Origin of the sequence: Kribbella sp. NPDC004536 (genome assembly GCF_042873835.1) — a bacterium.
Classification (GTDB): domain Bacteria; phylum Actinomycetota; class Actinomycetes; order Propionibacteriales; family Kribbellaceae; genus Kribbella.
Genome location: NZ_JBIALY010000001.1, coordinates 949,404 through 966,281 on the forward strand (window position 1 = coordinate 949,404; position 16,878 = coordinate 966,281).

Consider the following 16,878-nt stretch of genomic DNA (forward strand, 5'->3'; position numbering starts at 1 on the left):
GACCGCCTCAGAACATGTAGGTCGAGTTGATGATGGCGCCCTTGCGGGCGTAGTGGATCAGCGCGTCCTGCACGTCCAGCGGGTGGGTCGGGATGACGCCCTCGATCAGGTCCTCCTCGCGGGCGCCGTGCAGGGACAGGCCGAACCGGCAGCAGTACACCTTGCCGCCCTCGGCGATGAACGTCTTCAGCGACTCGTTGATGTTGTGCTCACCGGGGAAGGCCGAGTTGCCGGTGGTCGGGAAACCCCGGGTGGCCAGGCAGTTCAGCGAACCGGGTCCGTAGAAGTAGATCGCGGACTCGAACCCCTTCCGCTGCGCGCGGGTGGCCTGCAGGATCGCGACGAAGCTCACCGACGACTCGTGCGCGATGCCGTGCACCAGGGTGAAGTAGGTCTCGCCGTCCTCGGCCTGGTAGTCCGGGAACACCTTGGTGCCGCCGTAGATGCTGGAGCCCTGGGGCAGCGACGGGTGCGGGATCTCCTCCAGGCTCTTGGTCTCGAGGTCGGTCAGTTCGGCGGTTTCGGGCATGTCGTTTCGCTCCTTGGATCAGTCGTACAGGTGGGAGAAGGTGCGGTGGAACACGTGGCCGGCGAGTTCGCCGTCGCCCATCGCGGCGCGCAGCCGGGCGAGTTCGCCGGCGTGGTCGCCCCACGGCTGGTCGCTGGCGAAGAGCACCCGGTCGTGACCGGTACCGCGGCGCTCGATCTCGGCGGCCAGCCAGCCCGGGGCGAAGCCGATCGCCCAGGACAGATCGGTGTAGACCTGCTTGCCGGCCTCGATCCAGTCGAAGAACCGGGAGCCGACCAGCTTGATGTGACCACTCATCCCGCCGCCGAAGTGGACCAGGTGCAGCGGCACCTGGTCGGCGTACGTCTCGACGAGGTGACCGATGTGGTCGATGTCGGATGCGGCGCCGGGTGAGGTGTGGACGTGGACGACGAGCCCGTGGGTCTGCGCGGTCGCGAAGATCTCGTCCAGTTGCGGGCGTACGGCGTCGTCGGTCGGATGCCCGCCGAGCAGGAAACTCAGCTTGAGCGCCCGTACGCCGGGCTCCGCCGCCAACGTCAGCGCCTTCGTGGTGAGCTCCGCGTCCTGCGGCCGGGGCGAGACCCACAGGCCGGCGCGGATCCGGTCGTCCCGGGCCGCCGCCTCGACGACCAGCTCGTTGAAGCCGAACGAGACCTCGACGTCGGGAACGCCGTAGTTCGGGATCACCAGCGCCCGGTCGGTCCGCTCGGCGTCCAGGTCGGCGAGCAGCTCGTCGATCGTCGCCCGCGCGGTGATGTCGGGGTTCACCGGAGGCCCACCGTAGAAGGGATAGGCCGGGAGTACGCCGAGATGGCGGTGCGCGTCGCAGACAGGCATCTCAGGCCACCGTCCGATGCACGCCGGCAATCCAGTGCACACCGGCCCGCTGCTCGACGATCCGTTCGGCCAGGTACTGTGCGTCGTCCGCGACACCACCGAACCGGCCCGAGCCCCACGTGTGCTGCCAGGGCAGGCCGATGAAGTACAGGCCCGGTACGTTCGTGACGCCTCGGCGGTGGGTCGGATAGCCCTGGCCGTCGAACACCGGCACCCGGATCCAGCCGTCGTCGCGCCGGAAGCCGGTGCTCCAGACGATCGCCGCGATCCCTTGCAGAGCAAGCGTTTCCGGTACCCCATCCGGTCGCCAGACCGGTTCGTACCGCGCCTCCGCGGGCGCGTCGATGCCCTCAGCAACAATATAGGCGTCGATCGAGTCCTTGATGCCGTCGGACACGGCGTCGGCGTGGTCGAGGTTCTGGGCGAGGTCGCCCGCGAAGCGCAGTACCTGCTGATCCGCGTCGACGAGCCGGCCGTACAGCCGCATCCCTTCCAGCGCGAACTTCCTGAGGTCGATGTCGCGGCCGCCGTCGCGACCGGTGACGTAGTGGTTGGCCCGCAGCCGTACGGCGTCCGCGTCGTCGAACTCGTCGATTCCCTTGCGGTAGTAGCCCATCCGGTCCAGCCAGGTGACCACGTCGAGACCGCGGTAGAACCGCGCGACGCGTGGCGCACTGCCGGTCGCGAGATGGACCGTACGGCCGGCCAGATGCAGGTCCTCGGCGATCTGGCAGCCGGACTGCCCGGTGCCGACCACGACGACCTCGCCGGGCGGCAACTGGCCGGAGTTCTTGTACTGCGAGGAATGCAGCTGTGTCAGCTGGAGCCGTTCGGCCAGCCGGGGGATCCGGGGTGACTGGTACGGACCGGTCGCGACCACTACCTGTCCGGCCGTGATCGTCCCGGCAGTCGTGGTAACGCGGAAGCCGGGATCGAGCCGGGTCGCCCGGACGCCCTCGACGATCGGTACGTCGAACGTCCGGCGGTAGTCCTCCAGGTAGCCGACGATCTCGTCGCGGACCATGAAACCGTCCGGCTCGGCGCCGTCGTACGGGAACCCGGGCAGCCTGCACTGCCAGTTCGGTGTTACCAGGCAGAACGAGTCCCAGCGGCGGTTGCGCCACTCGCTGCCGACCCGATCCGCCTCCAGTACAACGTGATCCACGCCGTGCTGCCGCAGTTGCCAGCTGGTCGCGAGACCCGCCTGGCCGCCGCCGATCACGACGACGGGATGGTGTGCACCGTCGGTGAGTTGCATGCCGGCTCCCGGGGTCTCGGTCGGTCCTGGATGTGTTCCAGTGAAGGACCGCCCAGTTGCCCCGCTGTTGCCCCCGGAACAAACTCAGGTTTCCAAACCGGCGGCCGGTGTTTCGCGTGGGTAACCACGCATCAAGGGACTTTGCGTACCTCGGTGTCGCCGGAAGTGACGCGGCGGCCGTCGGCGGCGTGGATTTCGAGGGGCTTGAGCGGCTGGTGGTGCCGGCGATCCAGCAACTGCGAATGCGGCTCGCCGGGCTCGAACGCGAACGCCTCGCCCCACTGGCGGAGGGCGACGATGACCGGGAAGAGCGCCTCACCTTTGGCGGTGAGGGTGTAGTCGCGGCCGTGGTGTTCGAGGATGCCGTTGTCCTCCAGGGCACGCAGGCGGGTGCTGAGGATGTTCTTGGCGACACCGAGGCTGCGCTGGAAGTCGCCGAAGCGGTGGCTGCCGTCGAACGCGTCCCGCACGATCAGCAACGACCACCAGTCGCCGACCACGTCCACCGAACGCGCGACCGGGCAGCTCTCGTCGTCGAACCTGGTCCGTTTGACCATTCCACACCTCCTGGTTGCAAAATGCTACCAACTTCTCTTACGGTAGCAACATGCAACCGAAATTGTTGGCTGCCCGCGGGCCGGTGTTCCTCGCGGCCGCGGCCGGCGTTGCGGTCTCGACCGTGTACGCCGCGCAGCCGCTACTGGTCACGATCGGCGCCGACCTCGGAGTTCGGCCGGATACGATCGGCGCGCTCGTGACCGTTACGCAGCTCGGCTACGGGCTGGGGCTGTTCCTGCTCGTGCCGTTGGGCGATCTGCTCGACCGGAGGCGCTTGATCCGGCTTCAGTTCACGCTGCTGGCCGTTGCGTTACTGGTCACCGGTCTCGCCCGGAACGCCGTCATGCTCTTCGTCGGCCTGGCCGCGGTCGGCGCGCTCGCTGTCGTCACCCAGTCCCTGGTCGCGTACGGCGCCGCGCTGAGCGATCCGGCCGTACGCGGGCGTACGGTCGGCACCATCACCACGGGGGTCGTGCTGGGGATCCTGCTGTCCCGAACCACCTCCGGCATCCTGACCGACCTACTCGGCTGGCGAGCCGTCTACTTGATCTCCTGCACTGTCTGTCTGGCAATCACCACACAGTTCCGGCGCAAACCACCGCAGGCGGGGGACGGCGGAGGTCCTACCCGGGCCGAGCGCAGCTCGGCGGGTGCCGGCCTGACGTCGGGTTATGTGGGGCTTTTGCGTTCTACTGTTGGGCTTTGGGGTGAGCAGGGGTTTCGGGAGAGTGCCGGGCGAGCGTTCTTCATCTTCGCCTCGTTCAGCACGTTGTGGACCTCGATTGCGTTGCCGTTGACGGAACGTGGGCTGTCGCACAGCGAGATCGGGGCGTTCGGGTTGATCGGGGCCGCGGGAGCGTTGGCCGCGGGTCCGGCGGGGCGGTTGGCCGATCGCGGGCGCGGGACGGTTGTGACCGTCGCGGGTTCGGTGCTGTTGGCAACTAGTTGGCTGGTGACGGCGCATCCCCTGGTGGGGCTTGCGATCGGGGCGGTCCTGCTCGACCTCGCCGTGCAGGCGATTCACGTGACCAACCAGAGCATGATCTACCGGCCGGACGCCGGCGCCCGGTTGATCGGCGGGTACATGGTGTTCTACTCGCTCGGCAGCGCGACCGGCGCGATCGCCTCGACGGCGCTGTACGAACGGGCAGGCTGGAACGGCGTCTGCGTCCTCGGCGCCGCGTTCGGGATCGCCGCCGTGGTCAGCTCAGTCCGAGCAGCTCGACGGACTTTTCGCGCATTTCGACCTTGCGGATCTTGCCTGTGACGGTCATCGGGAAGTCGTCGACGAGGACGACGTACCGCGGGATCTTGAAGTGCGCGAGCTTTCCGTTCGCGAATGCGCGGACGGCGTCGGCGTCCAGGGGTTCCGCGCCCGGCTTCAGCTTGATCCAGGCGCACAGTTCCTCGCCGTACTTCTCGTCGGGTACACCAATGACCTGGACGTCGGCGATCGACGGATGCGTGTACAGGAACTCCTCGATCTCCCGCGGGTAGACGTTCTCGCCGCCGCGGATCACCATGTCCTTGATCCGGCCGACGATGTTCACGTACCCGTCGTCGCGCATCGTCGCCAGGTCGCCGGTGTGCATCCAGCGCGCCTGGTCGATCGCCTCGGCGGTCTTCTCCGGTTCGTCCCAGTAGCCGAGCATCACGGAGTACCCGCGGGTGCACAGCTCCCCCGGCTCACCTCTTTCGACGACCAGGCCGGTCGCCGGATCGACCAGCTTCACCTCGACGTGCGGCATCACCCGGCCGACGGTGGACGTACGGCGGTCCAGGTCGTCGTCGCGGCGGGTCTGCGTGGACACCGGCGACGTCTCGGTCATGCCGTAGCAGATCGCCACCTCGGCCATGTGCATGTCCGCGACGCACCGCTTCATCACCTCGACCGGGCATGGCGAACCGGCCATCACGCCCGTCCGCAAACTCGTGAGGTCGTACTCGCCGAAGCCCGGCAGTCCGAGTTCGGCGATGAACATGGTCGGTACGCCGTACAGCCCGGTGCACCGCTCGTCCTGCACGGCCTGCAACGTCGCCGCGGGATCGAACGCCGGCCCGGGAATCACCATGCACGCGCCGTGCGTCGTGCAGCCGAGATTGCCCATCACCATGCCGAAGCAGTGGTAGAAGGGCACCGGGATGCAGAGCCGGTCGTCGGCGGTGAACGCGATCGTCTCGGTGACGAAGAAGCCGTTGTTCAGGATGTTGTGGTGGCTGAGCGTCGCGCCCTTCGGGAATCCCGTCGTACCGCTCGTGTACTGGATGTTGATCGGGTCGTCGAAGGACAGTTCCGCCTCGCGGGCGGTCAGTTCGTCGAGGCTGACCCGGGCGGCGTCGTCGCGGAGCGCGTCCCAGTCGCCGGTGCCGAGGTAGATCGTCTCCTCGAGCGCAGCGCACTGCGGGCGGACCTCGTCGACCATCGCACGGTAGTTGCTGGTCTTGAACTCGGTCGCGGAGACGAGCAGCCGGACGCCGGACTGGTTCAGCGCGTAGGCGAGTTCGTGGGTGCGGTACGCGGGGTTGATGTTCACCAGGATCGCGCCCATCAGCGCGGTGGCGTACTGCGTGATCGTCCACTCGGCCTGGTTCGGCGCCCAGATCCCGACCCGGTCGCCCTTCGCGATCCCGCGCGCGATCAGGCCGCGGGCAACGAGTTCGACCTCCGCGCCGAACTCGTCGTACGTCCAGCGCCTTCCGGTCTGGACCTCCACCAGCGCTTCGTTGTCGCCGTACGCCGCGATCGTCCGTCTGAGGTTCGCGCCGATCGTCTCGCCCAGCAAGGGCACCTCGGACACCCCGGACGCGTACGACGGCAGGCTCATGGTTGTCATCGTCACCTTTGTCAGATGCCCCTGCAAGTGCACGTGCGGCAGGAAACAGGGGGTGTCCGGCAAGCAATGTCCTTACCAACTCTCCGTCATCTTCGGTCGCGGAGCGTGGTTGGACCGTTACATTGGATCGGAGAGGTGTGAGGCGATGGGCCGATCTTTCGAAGGTCACGCCCGCAGCGACCGACCGCCCGGGCGCACGGCCGAGGCGGCGCAACGTACCGCTGCGGTACAGGAACACGTCCAGGCACTGGAGAACGTCCTCGCCGGCGCACTCGCCGTCGAGGTCCGCGGCACCGATCTGCAGACCCTGAAGCGGGCGCCGCGGCGGGCTCCGCCGACGGTGTCGCCGGCCGATCTCGAGGCGCATCCCGGACCCGTCTGGGATGCGTTCGTGCCCCACCCGCCGTTCCGCTGGTGGGGTGCGCAGCGCCGGTACGCGCGGCGGCTCGCCGACGCGGAGGACCGGTTCGCGGAGGCGATCGAACGGCACCGGGCCGCCGAGGAGACCCGCCGTGAGCGGGTGGCCAAGGCGCTGCGGGAGCAGGTCGAGCGACAGCGCCGGCTCGACGAGGCGACCGCGGAACAGCACGCGCGGATCGACGCGTACGAACGGGCGGTGGAGAACCGCGACCGGGCGGCCGTGACGCGCTACTTCACGAAGGCGCTGGACCGGTTCCCGGAGCCGCTCGACTTCCCCCGGCGGCACAAGGTCGGGTACGTACCGGAGTCGACGTTGCTCGCGCTCGAGTGGGACCTGCCGGACGTCAGCGTCGTACCTGCTGAGGCCTCGTACCGGTACGACCGCTCGCTGGACGCCGTACAGGCCGTGCCGCGGGACCCGCTGGAGTTGCGGCGGCTGTACCAGCAGTTGGTTGCCCAGCTCGCGCTCCGGGCGCTGCACCTCGTCTTCGGCAGCGACAGGTACGGCGTGGTCGAAACGGTCGTGTTCAACGGCATGGTGGAGTCGGTGGACCTGACGACCGGTCAGACCGTACGGCCGTGTCTGATCACACTGCGGGCGACCCGCGAGCAGTACCAGGCGCTGGTGCTGGACCAGCTCGACCCGGTGGCCTGCGTACGGCACTACTTCGCGGCTGAGGTCTCACGGCACCCGGAGGAGTTGCAGCCGGTGGAGCCGGTTCTCGAGTTCGACCTGACCGATCCGCGCATCGTCGAGGCCGTCGACGTCATCAGCGAGATCGACGCCCGCCCGAACCTGCTGGACCTCAGCCCCGAGTCCTTCGAACACCTGGTGCACAACCTGCTGACCCGGATGGGTCTGGAAACCCGCCTGTTCCGCCGCGGCACCGACGGCGGCATCGACTGCGTCGCCTACGACCCCCGCCCGATCACCGGCGGCAAGTTCGTCGTCCAGGCGAAGCTCTGGACCCGCACAGTCCCACCCAGCGCCGTCCGCGACCTCTTCGGCACCGTCGTCGACGCCGGCGCCACCAAAGGCATCCTCATCACCACCTCCGGCTTCGGCCCCACCAGCTACCAGTTCGCCAACGGCAAACCCCTCCAACTGATAGACGGCACCGCCCTCCTCTCCCTCTGCCACCTCCACAACATCCCCGCCCGCATAATCCCCCGCGCAAGTTGACCGGAATGCCAGACTGGCGCTCATGGAGACTGGTGTGCGTGTTGTGGGGTCCGGGCAGGCCAGCGCGGAGCCGGATGTGTTGCGGATGTCGTTGGCGGTCGAACACTCGGCGCCGGACGTTGCCGCGGCTGTCGCGCGGGTAGCGGAGTTGACAGACGCGGTGATGGCAGCGCTGCGAGCGCAGGGGGTCGACACGGCCGCGATCAGAACCACCGAGGTGGAGGTCTCGCAGGAGTACCGCGAGCCCGGGCAGCCACGGGCGTTCCGGGGCGCGCACCTGCTGACGGTGACGACGCGGGACCTGACCGGGTTCGGCCCGCTGCTGAACGCGGCGGTGGATGCTGCGGGCAACGGCCTGAATCTGCATGCGATCCGCTTCGACGTCGAGGACAAGGCTGCGTTGCTGACCCTGGCGCGGCAGCTCGCCTTCCAGCAGGCGCGCGAGAAGGCTGCGGAACTCGCCGCACTGGCCGGCTACTCGCTCGGTGCGGTCACCTCGGTCTCCGCGACGTACAGTCACCACCCCGCACGCGGCGTCGCACTGGCGTCCAAAGCCGCCTTCGACTCGGAAATCCACATCACGCCCGGTGACACAAGTCTGGAAGTGTCGCTCGAGGTGCATTTTGCCTGGGCGTAATGCGCGTCTCAAATCTTGCACAGGGGTTGCGCGGTGGGTACAGGCAGAGAGACTTCTCTCATGTACGCACCGGCACCGCTGCGGCGGCAACTGAACCGGTCTGGGCTGTTACTGCTCGGACCGGCCTTCGTTGCGGCGGTCGCGTACGTCGATCCGGGCAACTTCGCGACCAACATCGCGGCCGGCGCCACGTACGGCTACCTGCTGTGCTGGGTGGTGGTCGGCGCCAACCTGATGGCGGTCCTGGTGCAGTACCTGGCGGCCAAGGCGAGTATCGCGACCGGGCGGACGCTGCCGCAGCTGTGCCGTGACCACTTCAAGCGCTCGACCTCCACTGGGCTGTGGGCGCAGGCCGAGGTGGTGGCGATCGCGACCGACCTGGCCGAGGTGGTCGGTGGTGCGATCGCGCTGAACCTGTTGTTCCACGTACCGCTGCTGCTCGGCGGCGCGATCACCGGCGCGGTCTCGTTCGGGCTGCTGATCTACCAGTCCAAGCGCGGCCAGCGGCCGTTCGAGGCGGCGATCATCGGCCTGCTCGCGGTCGTACTGATCGGCTTCGTCGTCTCCACCGCCAAGTCCGACCCGTCCGGGACCGCCGTCCTCGGCGGCCTCGTACCGCGTCTCGACGGCACCCAGTCGCTCGTACTCGCGGCCGGCATGCTCGGCGCCACCGTCATGCCGCACGCGATCTGGCTGCACGGCGCCCTGGTCACCGACCGGCACTGGAAGACGATCCGTTCCGAAGGCGGCAAGTCCCGGGTCCTACGAGCCACCCGCCTGGACGTCGCCGTCGCGATGGCGCTCGCCGGCGCGGTCAACCTGGCCATGGTCGTACTGGCCGCGGCTGCCCTGAAGGGCACAGGTGCCGACTCGCTCGACGCGGCGCACCTCGCGATCGGCGACCGGCTCGGCCACCTCCCGGCGCTGCTGTTCGCGCTCGCCCTGCTGGCCAGCGGTTTCGCGTCGTCCTCGGTCGGGACGTACGCCGGATCCGTCATCCTGGACGGGTTCTGGCAGCGGCGCGTACCGCTCGCGGTCCGCCGGCTCGTCACGCTGGCGCCCGCCCTGCTGGTGCTGGCGATCGGCGTCGACCCGAGCCGCGCGCTGGTGATCTCGCAGGTGGTGCTGAGCTTCGGGATCCCGTGTGCGCTCTGGCCGCTGGTGAGATTGACCGCATCCCGGCGCGTCATGGGCGACTTCGTCAACCGCCGGGCGACTACTCTCACCGCATGCCTGGTAGCGACCGCCGTCACGGCCCTCAACGTCGTACTGATCGTGCTGACCGTTCGGGGATGACGTGACCCGGGTGTACGCCGTGAGCGACATCCACGGCCACCTGGAGAAGCTCGTACCGGCCCTGCACGCGGCCGGTCTCACCGATGCCGACGGCAACTGGGCGGGTACGGACGCCCGGTTGTGGTTCCTCGGCGACTTCTTCGACCGCGGTCCGGACGGCATCGGCGTCCTGCGGTACGTCCGGAAGCTGATCGAGCAGGCACCGGACGGGGCGATCCGGATGCTGCTCGGCAACCACGAGATCCTCGCGCTCGGGATGTACAAGTTCGGCGACACGTTCGTACCGCACGACGGCATCACGCTGCGCAGCTTCGAGCGGTCGTGGGCGCTGAACGGCGGCCAGGACCGCGACCAGGAACTGCTCACCGACGACGAGGTGGCCTGGCTGCTGGACCAGCCGCTGCTCGCGCTGGACGCCGAGCAGTTGCTGATGCACTCCGACACCGCGGAGTACGTCGAGTGGGGCGACACGCTCGACCAGATCAACACGGCGGCGCGGGCCGAGCTGCACACCGACGACATCGAGGTGTGGTGGGAGATCTGGCGCCGGACGACGTCGCGGTACGCGTTCCGCGGCGACAGCGGCCCCGAGGTCGCCCGGATCATGCTCCAGCACCTCGGCGGCCGGCGGATCGTCCATGGCCACAGCATCATCGCCGACCAGCTGCACATCGACCCGCAGTTCCTGACCGGCCCGCACCTGTATGCCGACGGCCTGGTCCTCGGCATCGACGGCGGCGCCTTCGACGGCGGCCCCTGCCTAGTCGTCGAGCTGTCGGCCCAGTGACGCGACGACGGAGTCGAGGCAGGACCGGAACGGCTCCTGCCCGCCGCCGTCGATCCACCGGCTGAACGCGTTCTGGAGCGCGGCCGCCCCGACCTGCGCGACCAGCTCCGCGTCCCGCGGCGGCACCCCACGCTCCGCGAGTCCGTCGCGGAGCGCCGCGGTGACGGCGGCCGCCTTGGTCCGCTCGCGCTCCTGCAGTTCGGGGCTCGCGGCGATCACGGCCCGCCGTACGTCGGTGTCCTCGGCGACCTCGGCGAGCCGCTCACCGATGTCGGCGAGGACCAGGAGCACCGCCGGCCAGGGCGCGACGGCGGCGTCGACTGCGCGGATCGCCTCGGTGACCGCGGCCGGGAGCCGCTCGGAGCCGGCGAACAGGACCTCACGCTTGTCCGGGAAGTAGCGGAAGTACGAGCGCCGGGTCAGGCCTGCGTGCTCGGCGATCTGGTTGACGGTGACCGCGTCGTACCCGTGCGCAGCGTACAGCTCGAGCGCGGCCTTGCGCAGCCGCTGCTCGGCTCCGGGGTCCCATCGCGCCATGCCCGCAGTCTAACAAGAGTGACGTCTCAGAGTGTTATCGTGAGTGATGACACTGTGAGACATGAGGAGCTTCGGATGATCTGGATACTGGGTGCGACCGGTCGGACCGGGCGGGAGATCGCGCGTCAGGTGGCGGCCCGCGGGGGTACGCCGGTGCTGGTGGGGCGCAGCGCGGAGCGGCTCCGGAAGGCGGCCGCGGACCTCGGTCTCGGCGACGCCGAAGTTGTCGCGACCGCTGATCTGGCGGCGGCGATCGCCGAGCGGCGGCCGGCTGTGGTGGTGAACACGATCGGTGGGTACGCCGAGACCGCCGTACCGTTCGCGCGCGCCTGCCTGCCCGGCGGGCATTACGTTGACCTGGCCAACGATCTGGTCGCGATGCCCCGATTGCTGGCCCTGGACGACGAGGCGCGCGCCGCGGGCACCACGCTCGTCACCGGCGCCGGGTTCGGGGTGCTGGCCACCGAGGCGGTGGTTGCCCACCTGTGCGCGGACCGGTCGGTGCCGCGGGAGGTACGGGTCGACGCGTTGCCGTCGGTGGCGAGCGAGGGCGGACAGTTGGGCGAGGCGCTGGCCCGGTCGATCGTGTCCGGGCTGACGACCGGCGGGCGGCGGTTCGAGGACGGCCGGATGGTTCCCGCGCGGATCGCCGCCGATCCGCGGACGCATGCGCTGCCGGACGGTCAGACCGCGACGTCCGCGAGCGGTCCGACCGGTGAGCTGCTCGCGGCACAGTTGGCGAGCGGGGCGCCGTACGTCGTCGCGACGTCCGGGCTGCTGCCGGCGTCGCCGATCGTACGGGCGGTGCTGCCCGTGCTGGGTGCCGCGCTTCGGGTTCCGCCGCTCGGGCGGTTCGCCGTACGGCGGCTTGCGGCGACCGAGCTGAAGCCGTACCCGCGACCGCGGGAGCACTCGTGGGGCCACGCCGTCGTGACCTGGCCGGACGGTACGACGCGGGAGGCGTGGCTGCGGACCGGGGACGCGATGGACTTCACCACCGGCGCTGCCGCCGAGGTCGCGGTGCGGCTCGCGCGTGGCGAAGGCCGGCGTGGTGCTTTCACGCCGGCGTGTGCGCTCGGGCCCGAGGTCGCCGAAGCTGCCGGCGGAACGTTCGTGGACTGAGGGAATGCTCTTGGGGCCGGTGCGGTTGTCACGAGTTATGGCGGAGAAGACTGTGAAGATTCCTGGGCCGGACCACCCCATCACTGTGCAGAAGAATCCGGATCGGGTCGTCGTGAAGGTTGGCGACCGGGTCATTGCGGACACCCGGGACGCGCTGTCGCTGCAGGAGGCGAACTACCCCGCGGTGCAGTACATCCCGCGCGAGGACGTCGACCTCACGCAGCTCGAGCGCACCGATCACCAGACGTACTGCCCGTACAAGGGCGACGCCTCCTACTACACGCTGCTCCCCGACGCGGAGAACGCCGTCTGGACGTACGAGCAGCCCTACGACGCGGTCGCAGACATCCGCGACCACGTCGCCTTCTACCCGGACAAGGTGACGATCGAGATCATCGCCTGAGAAACTCGGCGACAACTGGGGCCAGCACCTCGGGTGGTACGGCGTGGTGCTGGTCGGGGAGCTCGGTGAAGGTCGCGTCGGGCAGGATCTTCACGACGCGGTGCGCGGCGTCGATCATGAACGGCGCGGTGGCGGTGCCGGCCAGGACCAGGGTCGGTGCGTTGATGGTGCTGAGGAGCGCTGTGGGCGTGGCGCCCTGATCGACGCCGTGTTCCATCACCGCGAAGTCGTAGGCAAGCGTGGGCGCCAGGTTCGCGAGCCCGGGGATCGCGGCGACCTGCAGCGCTTCCCGCTTCGGCATGCCCGTCATCAGCAGGAACAGCTCGACCGCCTCCTGGTCCTTCCCCTCACGGATCCGCTCGAGCACCTGCTCGCCGTCGTCGGACGGGTCCACGTCATCCGGTCCGTACGGGGGCTCGTGCAGCACCACCTTGGTGAACGGCAGCGCGTTGCAGGCGATGGCCGCGAGACCTGCACCGGAGGAGTGGCCGTAGATGGCCGACGTACCCCCTAGTGCGTTCAGCAGCGCGGCGATGTCCTCCACCTCGTGCTGGACGCTGTACGGAGCTGTGTCGCCGGAGTCACCGCGGCCGCGCCGGTCGTACGTGATCACGTCGTACTGGTCCGCCAGGGCTTCAGCCAGCGGGCGGAACGAGTTGCGGTCGCACAGTGCTCCCCCGACCAGGATCACCGACGGTCCGCTGCCCAGGCGGTCGTAGGCGATCGTCGTACCGTCCGCGGACGTCACTTTCTCCATCTGAGACTCCTTGCTGGTTGCTGCTGTCGGACGGTACGTCGGAGCCGATTGCCTTACTTCGACGTAACCGCTGGCTGACGACCCGTCCGGGTGGTTCACTGCTTCGCGATGATTACTAGAGTCGACGACTACCTCCACAGCGTGCCGCTGTCCGGTGCGGTAGCTGAACAGGTCGGTCCGTTCACGTTGTTCCGCAGTACGACGATCTGGCCGTACTACGCGCGTCCCGTGCCCGGAGCGGGAGCCACGATCGAGCCGAGCGACGTAGAGCTCGTACGGAAGCGCTGCGCGGAGCTGGAGATCCCGCTGAGCTTCGAGTGGGTCGTGGAGACCTGCCCGTCGCTGGGTCCGGCTGCTGCGGCCGCAGGGCTTTCCGTGGTCGAGCACCCGCTGCTCGTGCTCGAGGCGGCCGACTTCCGTCCTGTTGTGACTGATGCACGCTGCGAGATCCTCCCTGCTGACGAGGCCGTGATCCGGCAGATGCGCGCTGCCGTCAACCTGGCGTTCGGTGAGGGCGGTACGGCTGTTGGTAACGCCGGCCCCGCTGAGAGAGACGCTGCGGCTGCTGAGCTGGGTGACGCCCTGGTGGAGACCCTGTTGGACCGCATGCGCCGAGGAGTGTCCGTGAACGCCGGTGCGTTCACGGAGGACGGTGTGGTCGCGGGCGGTACTCACCAGCCGGTTGACTCAGCTACAGAGATCGTCGGCGTCGGCACGTTGCCCGCGATGCGCCGGCGCGGTCTTGGCGCCGCGGTGACGTCGGCACTCGTACAGCACGCGCTGGACAACGGCGTGGACCTCGTACTGCTCTCCGCCGAGTCCGACGCCGTCGCCGCGGTCTACGAACGCGTCGGCTTCCACAGAATCGGAAGCGCCGGAGCAGCAGAGTGACCGGGAGCCCGAGCACCCACCTCGTAGTACTAAGAGGAAACTCGGGCTCCGGCAAATCAACCACCGCCCGCACTCTCCGCGAACGGCTCGGCCGCGGCACGGCGTGGATCGAGCAGGACTACGTGCGCCGTATCCTCCTGCGCGAGCACGACCTCGCGGGCGGCGCGAACATCGGCCTCATCGACCTGAACGTCCGCTATGCCCTGGACCACGGGTACGACGTGATCCTGGAGGGCATCTTGGACGCGCAGCGGTACGGAGACATGCTCCGGCGGCTGACGGCCGAGCACCGCGGGACGACGCTGCACTACTACTTCGACATCCCGTTCGCGGAGACCGTCGTACGGCATGAGAGCCGAGAGCTACGGAATTCCTTCGGGCCGGAAGCGATGCAGGAGTGGTACCGGGCGGGCGATCTCCTGCACGGCGTCGAGCAGACCGTCATTGGACTGGATAGTGCGTTGGGCGAGACGGTGGGGCGGATCATGTGTGACCTTGGGCGGGATCACGTACCGTTGGAGGGATGAGCACGTCCGAGCCGATCCGCCCCCGTACGCTCGCTGAGGCGTTGCGGGGCTGGGGTGACGCCGCGCTCGGTGAGTTGCTCCGCCGACGGCCCGATCTGGCGCTGCCGATCCCGGCCGACACCGGGCAGTTGGCGGCCCGTGCGACGAGCAACGCGTCGGCGGCACGTGCCATCAATCGCTTGGACGAGTTCGGCGTCGACCTCCTGGAGGCCCTGTCCGCCTTGCCCGAGCCGGTCGATCTCGACGCGCTGGCGGAAGGCGTGGGGCAGCCGCCAGACGTGGTGCAGCCGCGCGTTGCCGAGCTGCTGGAGCTCGCTCTCGTGTGGGGTACCGAGGACGACCTCCGGCTGATCCGCGCGGTACACGAGCTGCTCGGTCCGACACCGGCCGGGCTCGGTCCGAGTACGACTCGGCACTTCGGCGATCTGGACAAGCTGATCGACGAGGCCGGTCCGGACGCGCGCGCCGTACTCGACAAGCTGACCTGGGGTCCGCCGACTGGGTCCGTGGAGAAGGCGGACCGACCGGTCACGATCGCGTCGGCACGTACTCCGGTGGAGCGGCTGCTCGCGCGCGGGCTCGTCGTTCCGAAGGACGCCAACACCGTAGTACTCCCACGGCAGATCGGCCTGCATCTACGCGGCGGGCGCGTACTGGCGTCGACGCGGCCGGTACCACCGCCGATGGACGGCAAGAAGGTGTCCGCGACCATCGCGGATCGGGCCGCGGCTGGTGCAGCGCTGGACGTGGTGCGGCTCGTGGACCGTGCTCTGGAGCAGCTGGGGACGGAGCCTCCGCCTGTACTGCGTACTGGCGGCGTTGGTGTGCGCGAAATGCGTAGCCTCGCCGGGAAGATCGGTGCGGAGGAGCAGACCGCCGCGGCTGTACTGGAGATGGCTTATGCGGCCGGGCTGGTTGCTGCGGTCGAGGTTGGTACCAGTGAGCTGTGGCTGCCGACCAGCGCGTACGACGACTGGCTGGAGCTTGATCTTGCGCACCGGTGGGCCCAGCTCGTCATGGCGTGGTTCTCCGGGCTCAGGGCGATCGGGCTGATCGGCCGGCGTGACAGCACGGGCAGTACGGCGGCCGCGCGCGAGCGGCTGATCAACGCGTTGGCGCCGGACCTGGAGCGGTTGCTTGCGCCGGAGATCCGGCTGCTGGCCTTACAGGCGCTTGCTGAAGCCGGGACCGGTACTGCGCCTGCTCCGGAGACCGTGGTGACGTGGGTGGCGTGGCATCGACCGCGGCGTGGCGGGCAGTTCCGGGACGACCTGGTCGAGTGGAGCGTGTCAGAGGCGGCCCTGCTCGGGCTGACCGGTCTTGGTGCGTTGGCGAAGCACGCGCAGCCGTTGCTCGGCGCTGAGCCGACTGCGGATGAGCTGGCCGAGGCGATCAGCCCGCTGATGCCAGAACCGGTGTCTGAGGTCATGTTGCAGGCTGACCTCACGGCTGTTGCTCCTGGTCCGCTGGTGCGTTCGGTGCAGGACGAGCTGTCTGCGATGGCCGACGTGGAGTCGGACGGTGGTGCTGGGGTCTACAGGTTCAGCGAGAACTCGGTACGGCGTGCGTTCGACCTGGGGCGTACGGCGGAACAGTTGCACGCGTGGTTGGCGGAGCACTCGCGTACTCCCGTACCGCAGCCGCTCGCGTACCTGGTGGACGACGTGGCGCGGCGGCACGGCGTACTGCGGCTCGGTACGGCGTCGACGTACCTGCGGTGTGACGACGAGGACGTACTGACCCAGCTCCTGAGCTCGAACCTGCCCGGTGTGCGCTTCCGCCGGCTGGCGCCGACCGTCGTGGTGTCGCCGTCTCCGCCGGATATGGTGCTCAGCCGCCTACGGGACGCCGGGCTGGCGCCGCTGGCCGAGACGTTCGACGGAGCGCTGCACGTGACGGGCACGCCGCGCCGGGGTGAGGCGCCACGTCGTCGTACCAGCCGTGACTTCAACGAGAGCGCGTTCGACCTCACCGACGACCAGGTCAAGGCCGTCATCGAAAAGGTCCGCACCGGCGACCGCATTGCCGCCGAACGCCCCGGCGACGAGGCCCTGGTCGAACCAGCCGCCCCCGCCGAAACCATCGCCGTACTCACCAACGCGGCCGAGGCGCACACCCGCACCTGGATCGCCTACGTCGACCACAACGGCCACTCGTCCGAACGCATAGTAGAACCAGCCCGAGTAGCCGACGGCTGGCTGACCGCCTACGACGACACCACCGAAACCCCCCGAACCTACGCCCTCCACCGAATCTCAGCCGCCCGCCCCGTGGATTGACCGCTCAGGCACAATGGAAGGTC

At 69.0% G+C, this 16,878-nt stretch carries 17 protein-coding genes; 10 read left to right on the top strand and 7 right to left on the bottom strand.

Translation table 11 applies throughout. The features are described from left to right. Positions 1 to 7 precede the first annotated feature (7 nt). From ACFYRU_RS04620 to ACFYRU_RS04635, 4 genes are all read right to left on the bottom strand, one after another. The gene (locus ACFYRU_RS04620) at positions 8 to 529 is read right to left on the bottom strand and encodes an MSMEG_0572/Sll0783 family nitrogen starvation response protein (protein WP_360379116.1); all 522 of its coding nucleotides are present in this window, start codon (positions 527 to 529) and stop codon (positions 8 to 10) included. An 18-nt stretch (positions 530 to 547) separates the two neighbouring features. Further along, positions 548 to 1,366, bottom strand: coding sequence for an amidohydrolase family protein (locus tag ACFYRU_RS04625; RefSeq protein ID WP_387652925.1), 819 nt, complete (start codon positions 1,364 to 1,366; stop codon positions 548 to 550). A gap of 1 nt (position 1,367) precedes the next feature. Then, the gene (locus ACFYRU_RS04630) at positions 1,368 to 2,624 is read right to left on the bottom strand and encodes an MSMEG_0569 family flavin-dependent oxidoreductase (RefSeq protein ID WP_387652927.1); all 1,257 of its coding nucleotides are present in this window, start codon (positions 2,622 to 2,624) and stop codon (positions 1,368 to 1,370) included. Between the two features lie 131 nt (positions 2,625 to 2,755). Continuing rightward, entirely contained in the window at positions 2,756 to 3,181 is a 426-nt protein-coding gene (locus tag ACFYRU_RS04635) for a winged helix-turn-helix transcriptional regulator (protein WP_387652929.1), read from the bottom strand. 50 nt (positions 3,182 to 3,231) lie between these two features. Between ACFYRU_RS04635 and ACFYRU_RS04640 the strand changes: the two genes are divergently transcribed. Continuing rightward, positions 3,232 to 4,449, top strand: coding sequence for an MFS transporter (locus ACFYRU_RS04640; protein ID WP_387652931.1), 1,218 nt, complete (start codon positions 3,232 to 3,234; stop codon positions 4,447 to 4,449). On the opposite strand, the gene ACFYRU_RS04645 is transcribed toward ACFYRU_RS04640, so the two are convergent. Then, positions 4,385 to 6,016: an AMP-binding protein gene (locus tag ACFYRU_RS04645; protein ID WP_387652933.1), complete on the bottom strand. Its 1,632-nt coding sequence runs from the start codon at positions 6,014 to 6,016 to the stop codon at positions 4,385 to 4,387. The two genes, ACFYRU_RS04640 and ACFYRU_RS04645, sit on opposite strands and share 65 nt — an antisense overlap. Positions 6,017 to 6,161: 145 nt before the next feature. Between ACFYRU_RS04645 and ACFYRU_RS04650 the strand changes: the two genes are divergently transcribed. The 4 genes from ACFYRU_RS04650 to ACFYRU_RS04665 are packed head-to-tail and all read left to right on the top strand — an operon-like array spanning position 6,162 to position 10,339. Then, entirely contained in the window at positions 6,162 to 7,619 is a 1,458-nt protein-coding gene (locus ACFYRU_RS04650; protein ID WP_387652935.1) for a restriction endonuclease, read from the top strand. 22 nt (positions 7,620 to 7,641) lie between these two features. Further along, a complete protein-coding gene (locus ACFYRU_RS04655) occupies positions 7,642 to 8,256 on the top strand; it encodes an SIMPL domain-containing protein (RefSeq protein ID WP_387652937.1) in 615 nt (204 codons plus the stop codon). 60 nt (positions 8,257 to 8,316) lie between these two features. Beyond that, entirely contained in the window at positions 8,317 to 9,552 is a 1,236-nt protein-coding gene (locus ACFYRU_RS04660) for an Nramp family divalent metal transporter (RefSeq protein WP_387652939.1), read from the top strand. 19 nt (positions 9,553 to 9,571) lie between these two features. Continuing rightward, the gene (locus tag ACFYRU_RS04665) at positions 9,572 to 10,339 is read left to right on the top strand and encodes a metallophosphoesterase (protein ID WP_387652941.1); all 768 of its coding nucleotides are present in this window, start codon (positions 9,572 to 9,574) and stop codon (positions 10,337 to 10,339) included. On the opposite strand, the gene ACFYRU_RS04670 is transcribed toward ACFYRU_RS04665, so the two are convergent. Beyond that, positions 10,313 to 10,876: a TetR/AcrR family transcriptional regulator gene (locus tag ACFYRU_RS04670; RefSeq protein ID WP_387652943.1), complete on the bottom strand. Its 564-nt coding sequence runs from the start codon at positions 10,874 to 10,876 to the stop codon at positions 10,313 to 10,315. The genes ACFYRU_RS04665 and ACFYRU_RS04670 overlap by 27 nt on opposite strands. A gap of 75 nt (positions 10,877 to 10,951) precedes the next feature. Between ACFYRU_RS04670 and ACFYRU_RS04675 the strand changes: the two genes are divergently transcribed. Both ACFYRU_RS04675 and ACFYRU_RS04680 read left to right on the top strand, forming a co-directional pair. Then, positions 10,952 to 11,998, top strand: a complete 1,047-nt coding sequence (locus ACFYRU_RS04675; protein ID WP_387652945.1) for a saccharopine dehydrogenase NADP-binding domain-containing protein — start codon at positions 10,952 to 10,954, stop codon at positions 11,996 to 11,998. 52 nt (positions 11,999 to 12,050) lie between these two features. After that, positions 12,051 to 12,401: a DUF427 domain-containing protein gene (locus tag ACFYRU_RS04680; protein WP_387652947.1), complete on the top strand. Its 351-nt coding sequence runs from the start codon at positions 12,051 to 12,053 to the stop codon at positions 12,399 to 12,401. On the opposite strand, the gene ACFYRU_RS04685 is transcribed toward ACFYRU_RS04680, so the two are convergent. Next, positions 12,391 to 13,158 (bottom strand): alpha/beta fold hydrolase, encoded by a 768-nt coding sequence (locus tag ACFYRU_RS04685; protein ID WP_387652949.1) that lies wholly within the window; start codon positions 13,156 to 13,158, stop codon positions 12,391 to 12,393. The genes ACFYRU_RS04680 and ACFYRU_RS04685 overlap by 11 nt on opposite strands. A gap of 108 nt (positions 13,159 to 13,266) precedes the next feature. Between ACFYRU_RS04685 and ACFYRU_RS04690 the strand changes: the two genes are divergently transcribed. From ACFYRU_RS04690 to ACFYRU_RS04700, 3 genes are read left to right on the top strand one after another with little or no spacing between them, the layout of a single operon-like run. Continuing rightward, positions 13,267 to 14,049, top strand: coding sequence for a GNAT family N-acetyltransferase (locus tag ACFYRU_RS04690; protein ID WP_387652951.1), 783 nt, complete (start codon positions 13,267 to 13,269; stop codon positions 14,047 to 14,049). Continuing rightward, entirely contained in the window at positions 14,046 to 14,576 is a 531-nt protein-coding gene (locus ACFYRU_RS04695; RefSeq protein WP_387652953.1) for an AAA family ATPase, read from the top strand. The genes ACFYRU_RS04690 and ACFYRU_RS04695 overlap by 4 nt, the downstream gene beginning before the upstream one ends. Continuing rightward, positions 14,573 to 16,855 carry a helicase-associated domain-containing protein gene (locus ACFYRU_RS04700; protein WP_387652955.1) on the top strand — a complete coding sequence of 761 codons (2,283 nt, stop codon included), beginning with the start codon at positions 14,573 to 14,575 and terminating at the stop codon, positions 16,853 to 16,855. The genes ACFYRU_RS04695 and ACFYRU_RS04700 overlap by 4 nt, the downstream gene beginning before the upstream one ends. The last annotated feature ends 23 nt before the right edge of the window (positions 16,856 to 16,878 follow it).

What these genes read in the sequence shown, in the direction of transcription:
- ACFYRU_RS04620 (WP_360379116.1), bottom strand. Translation starts at nt 529, where the DNA reads ATGCCCGAAACCGCCGAACTGACCGACCTCGAGACCAAGAGCCTGGAG.
- ACFYRU_RS04625 (WP_387652925.1), bottom strand. Translation starts at nt 1,366, where the DNA reads ATGCCTGTCTGCGACGCGCACCGCCATCTCGGCGTACTCCCGGCCTAT.
- ACFYRU_RS04630 (WP_387652927.1), bottom strand. Translation starts at nt 2,624, where the DNA reads ATGCAACTCACCGACGGTGCACACCATCCCGTCGTCGTGATCGGCGGC.
- ACFYRU_RS04635 (WP_387652929.1), bottom strand. Translation starts at nt 3,181, where the DNA reads ATGGTCAAACGGACCAGGTTCGACGACGAGAGCTGCCCGGTCGCGCGT.
- ACFYRU_RS04640 (WP_387652931.1), top strand. Translation starts at nt 3,232, where the DNA reads ATGCAACCGAAATTGTTGGCTGCCCGCGGGCCGGTGTTCCTCGCGGCC.
- ACFYRU_RS04645 (WP_387652933.1), bottom strand. Translation starts at nt 6,016, where the DNA reads ATGACAACCATGAGCCTGCCGTCGTACGCGTCCGGGGTGTCCGAGGTG.
- ACFYRU_RS04650 (WP_387652935.1), top strand. Translation starts at nt 6,162, where the DNA reads ATGGGCCGATCTTTCGAAGGTCACGCCCGCAGCGACCGACCGCCCGGG.
- ACFYRU_RS04655 (WP_387652937.1), top strand. Translation starts at nt 7,642, where the DNA reads ATGGAGACTGGTGTGCGTGTTGTGGGGTCCGGGCAGGCCAGCGCGGAG.
- ACFYRU_RS04660 (WP_387652939.1), top strand. Translation starts at nt 8,317, where the DNA reads ATGTACGCACCGGCACCGCTGCGGCGGCAACTGAACCGGTCTGGGCTG.
- ACFYRU_RS04670 (WP_387652943.1), bottom strand. Translation starts at nt 10,876, where the DNA reads ATGGCGCGATGGGACCCCGGAGCCGAGCAGCGGCTGCGCAAGGCCGCG.
- ACFYRU_RS04675 (WP_387652945.1), top strand. Translation starts at nt 10,952, where the DNA reads ATGATCTGGATACTGGGTGCGACCGGTCGGACCGGGCGGGAGATCGCG.
- ACFYRU_RS04685 (WP_387652949.1), bottom strand. Translation starts at nt 13,158, where the DNA reads ATGGAGAAAGTGACGTCCGCGGACGGTACGACGATCGCCTACGACCGC.
- ACFYRU_RS04690 (WP_387652951.1), top strand. Translation starts at nt 13,267, where the DNA reads ATGATTACTAGAGTCGACGACTACCTCCACAGCGTGCCGCTGTCCGGT.
- ACFYRU_RS04700 (WP_387652955.1), top strand. Translation starts at nt 14,573, where the DNA reads ATGAGCACGTCCGAGCCGATCCGCCCCCGTACGCTCGCTGAGGCGTTG.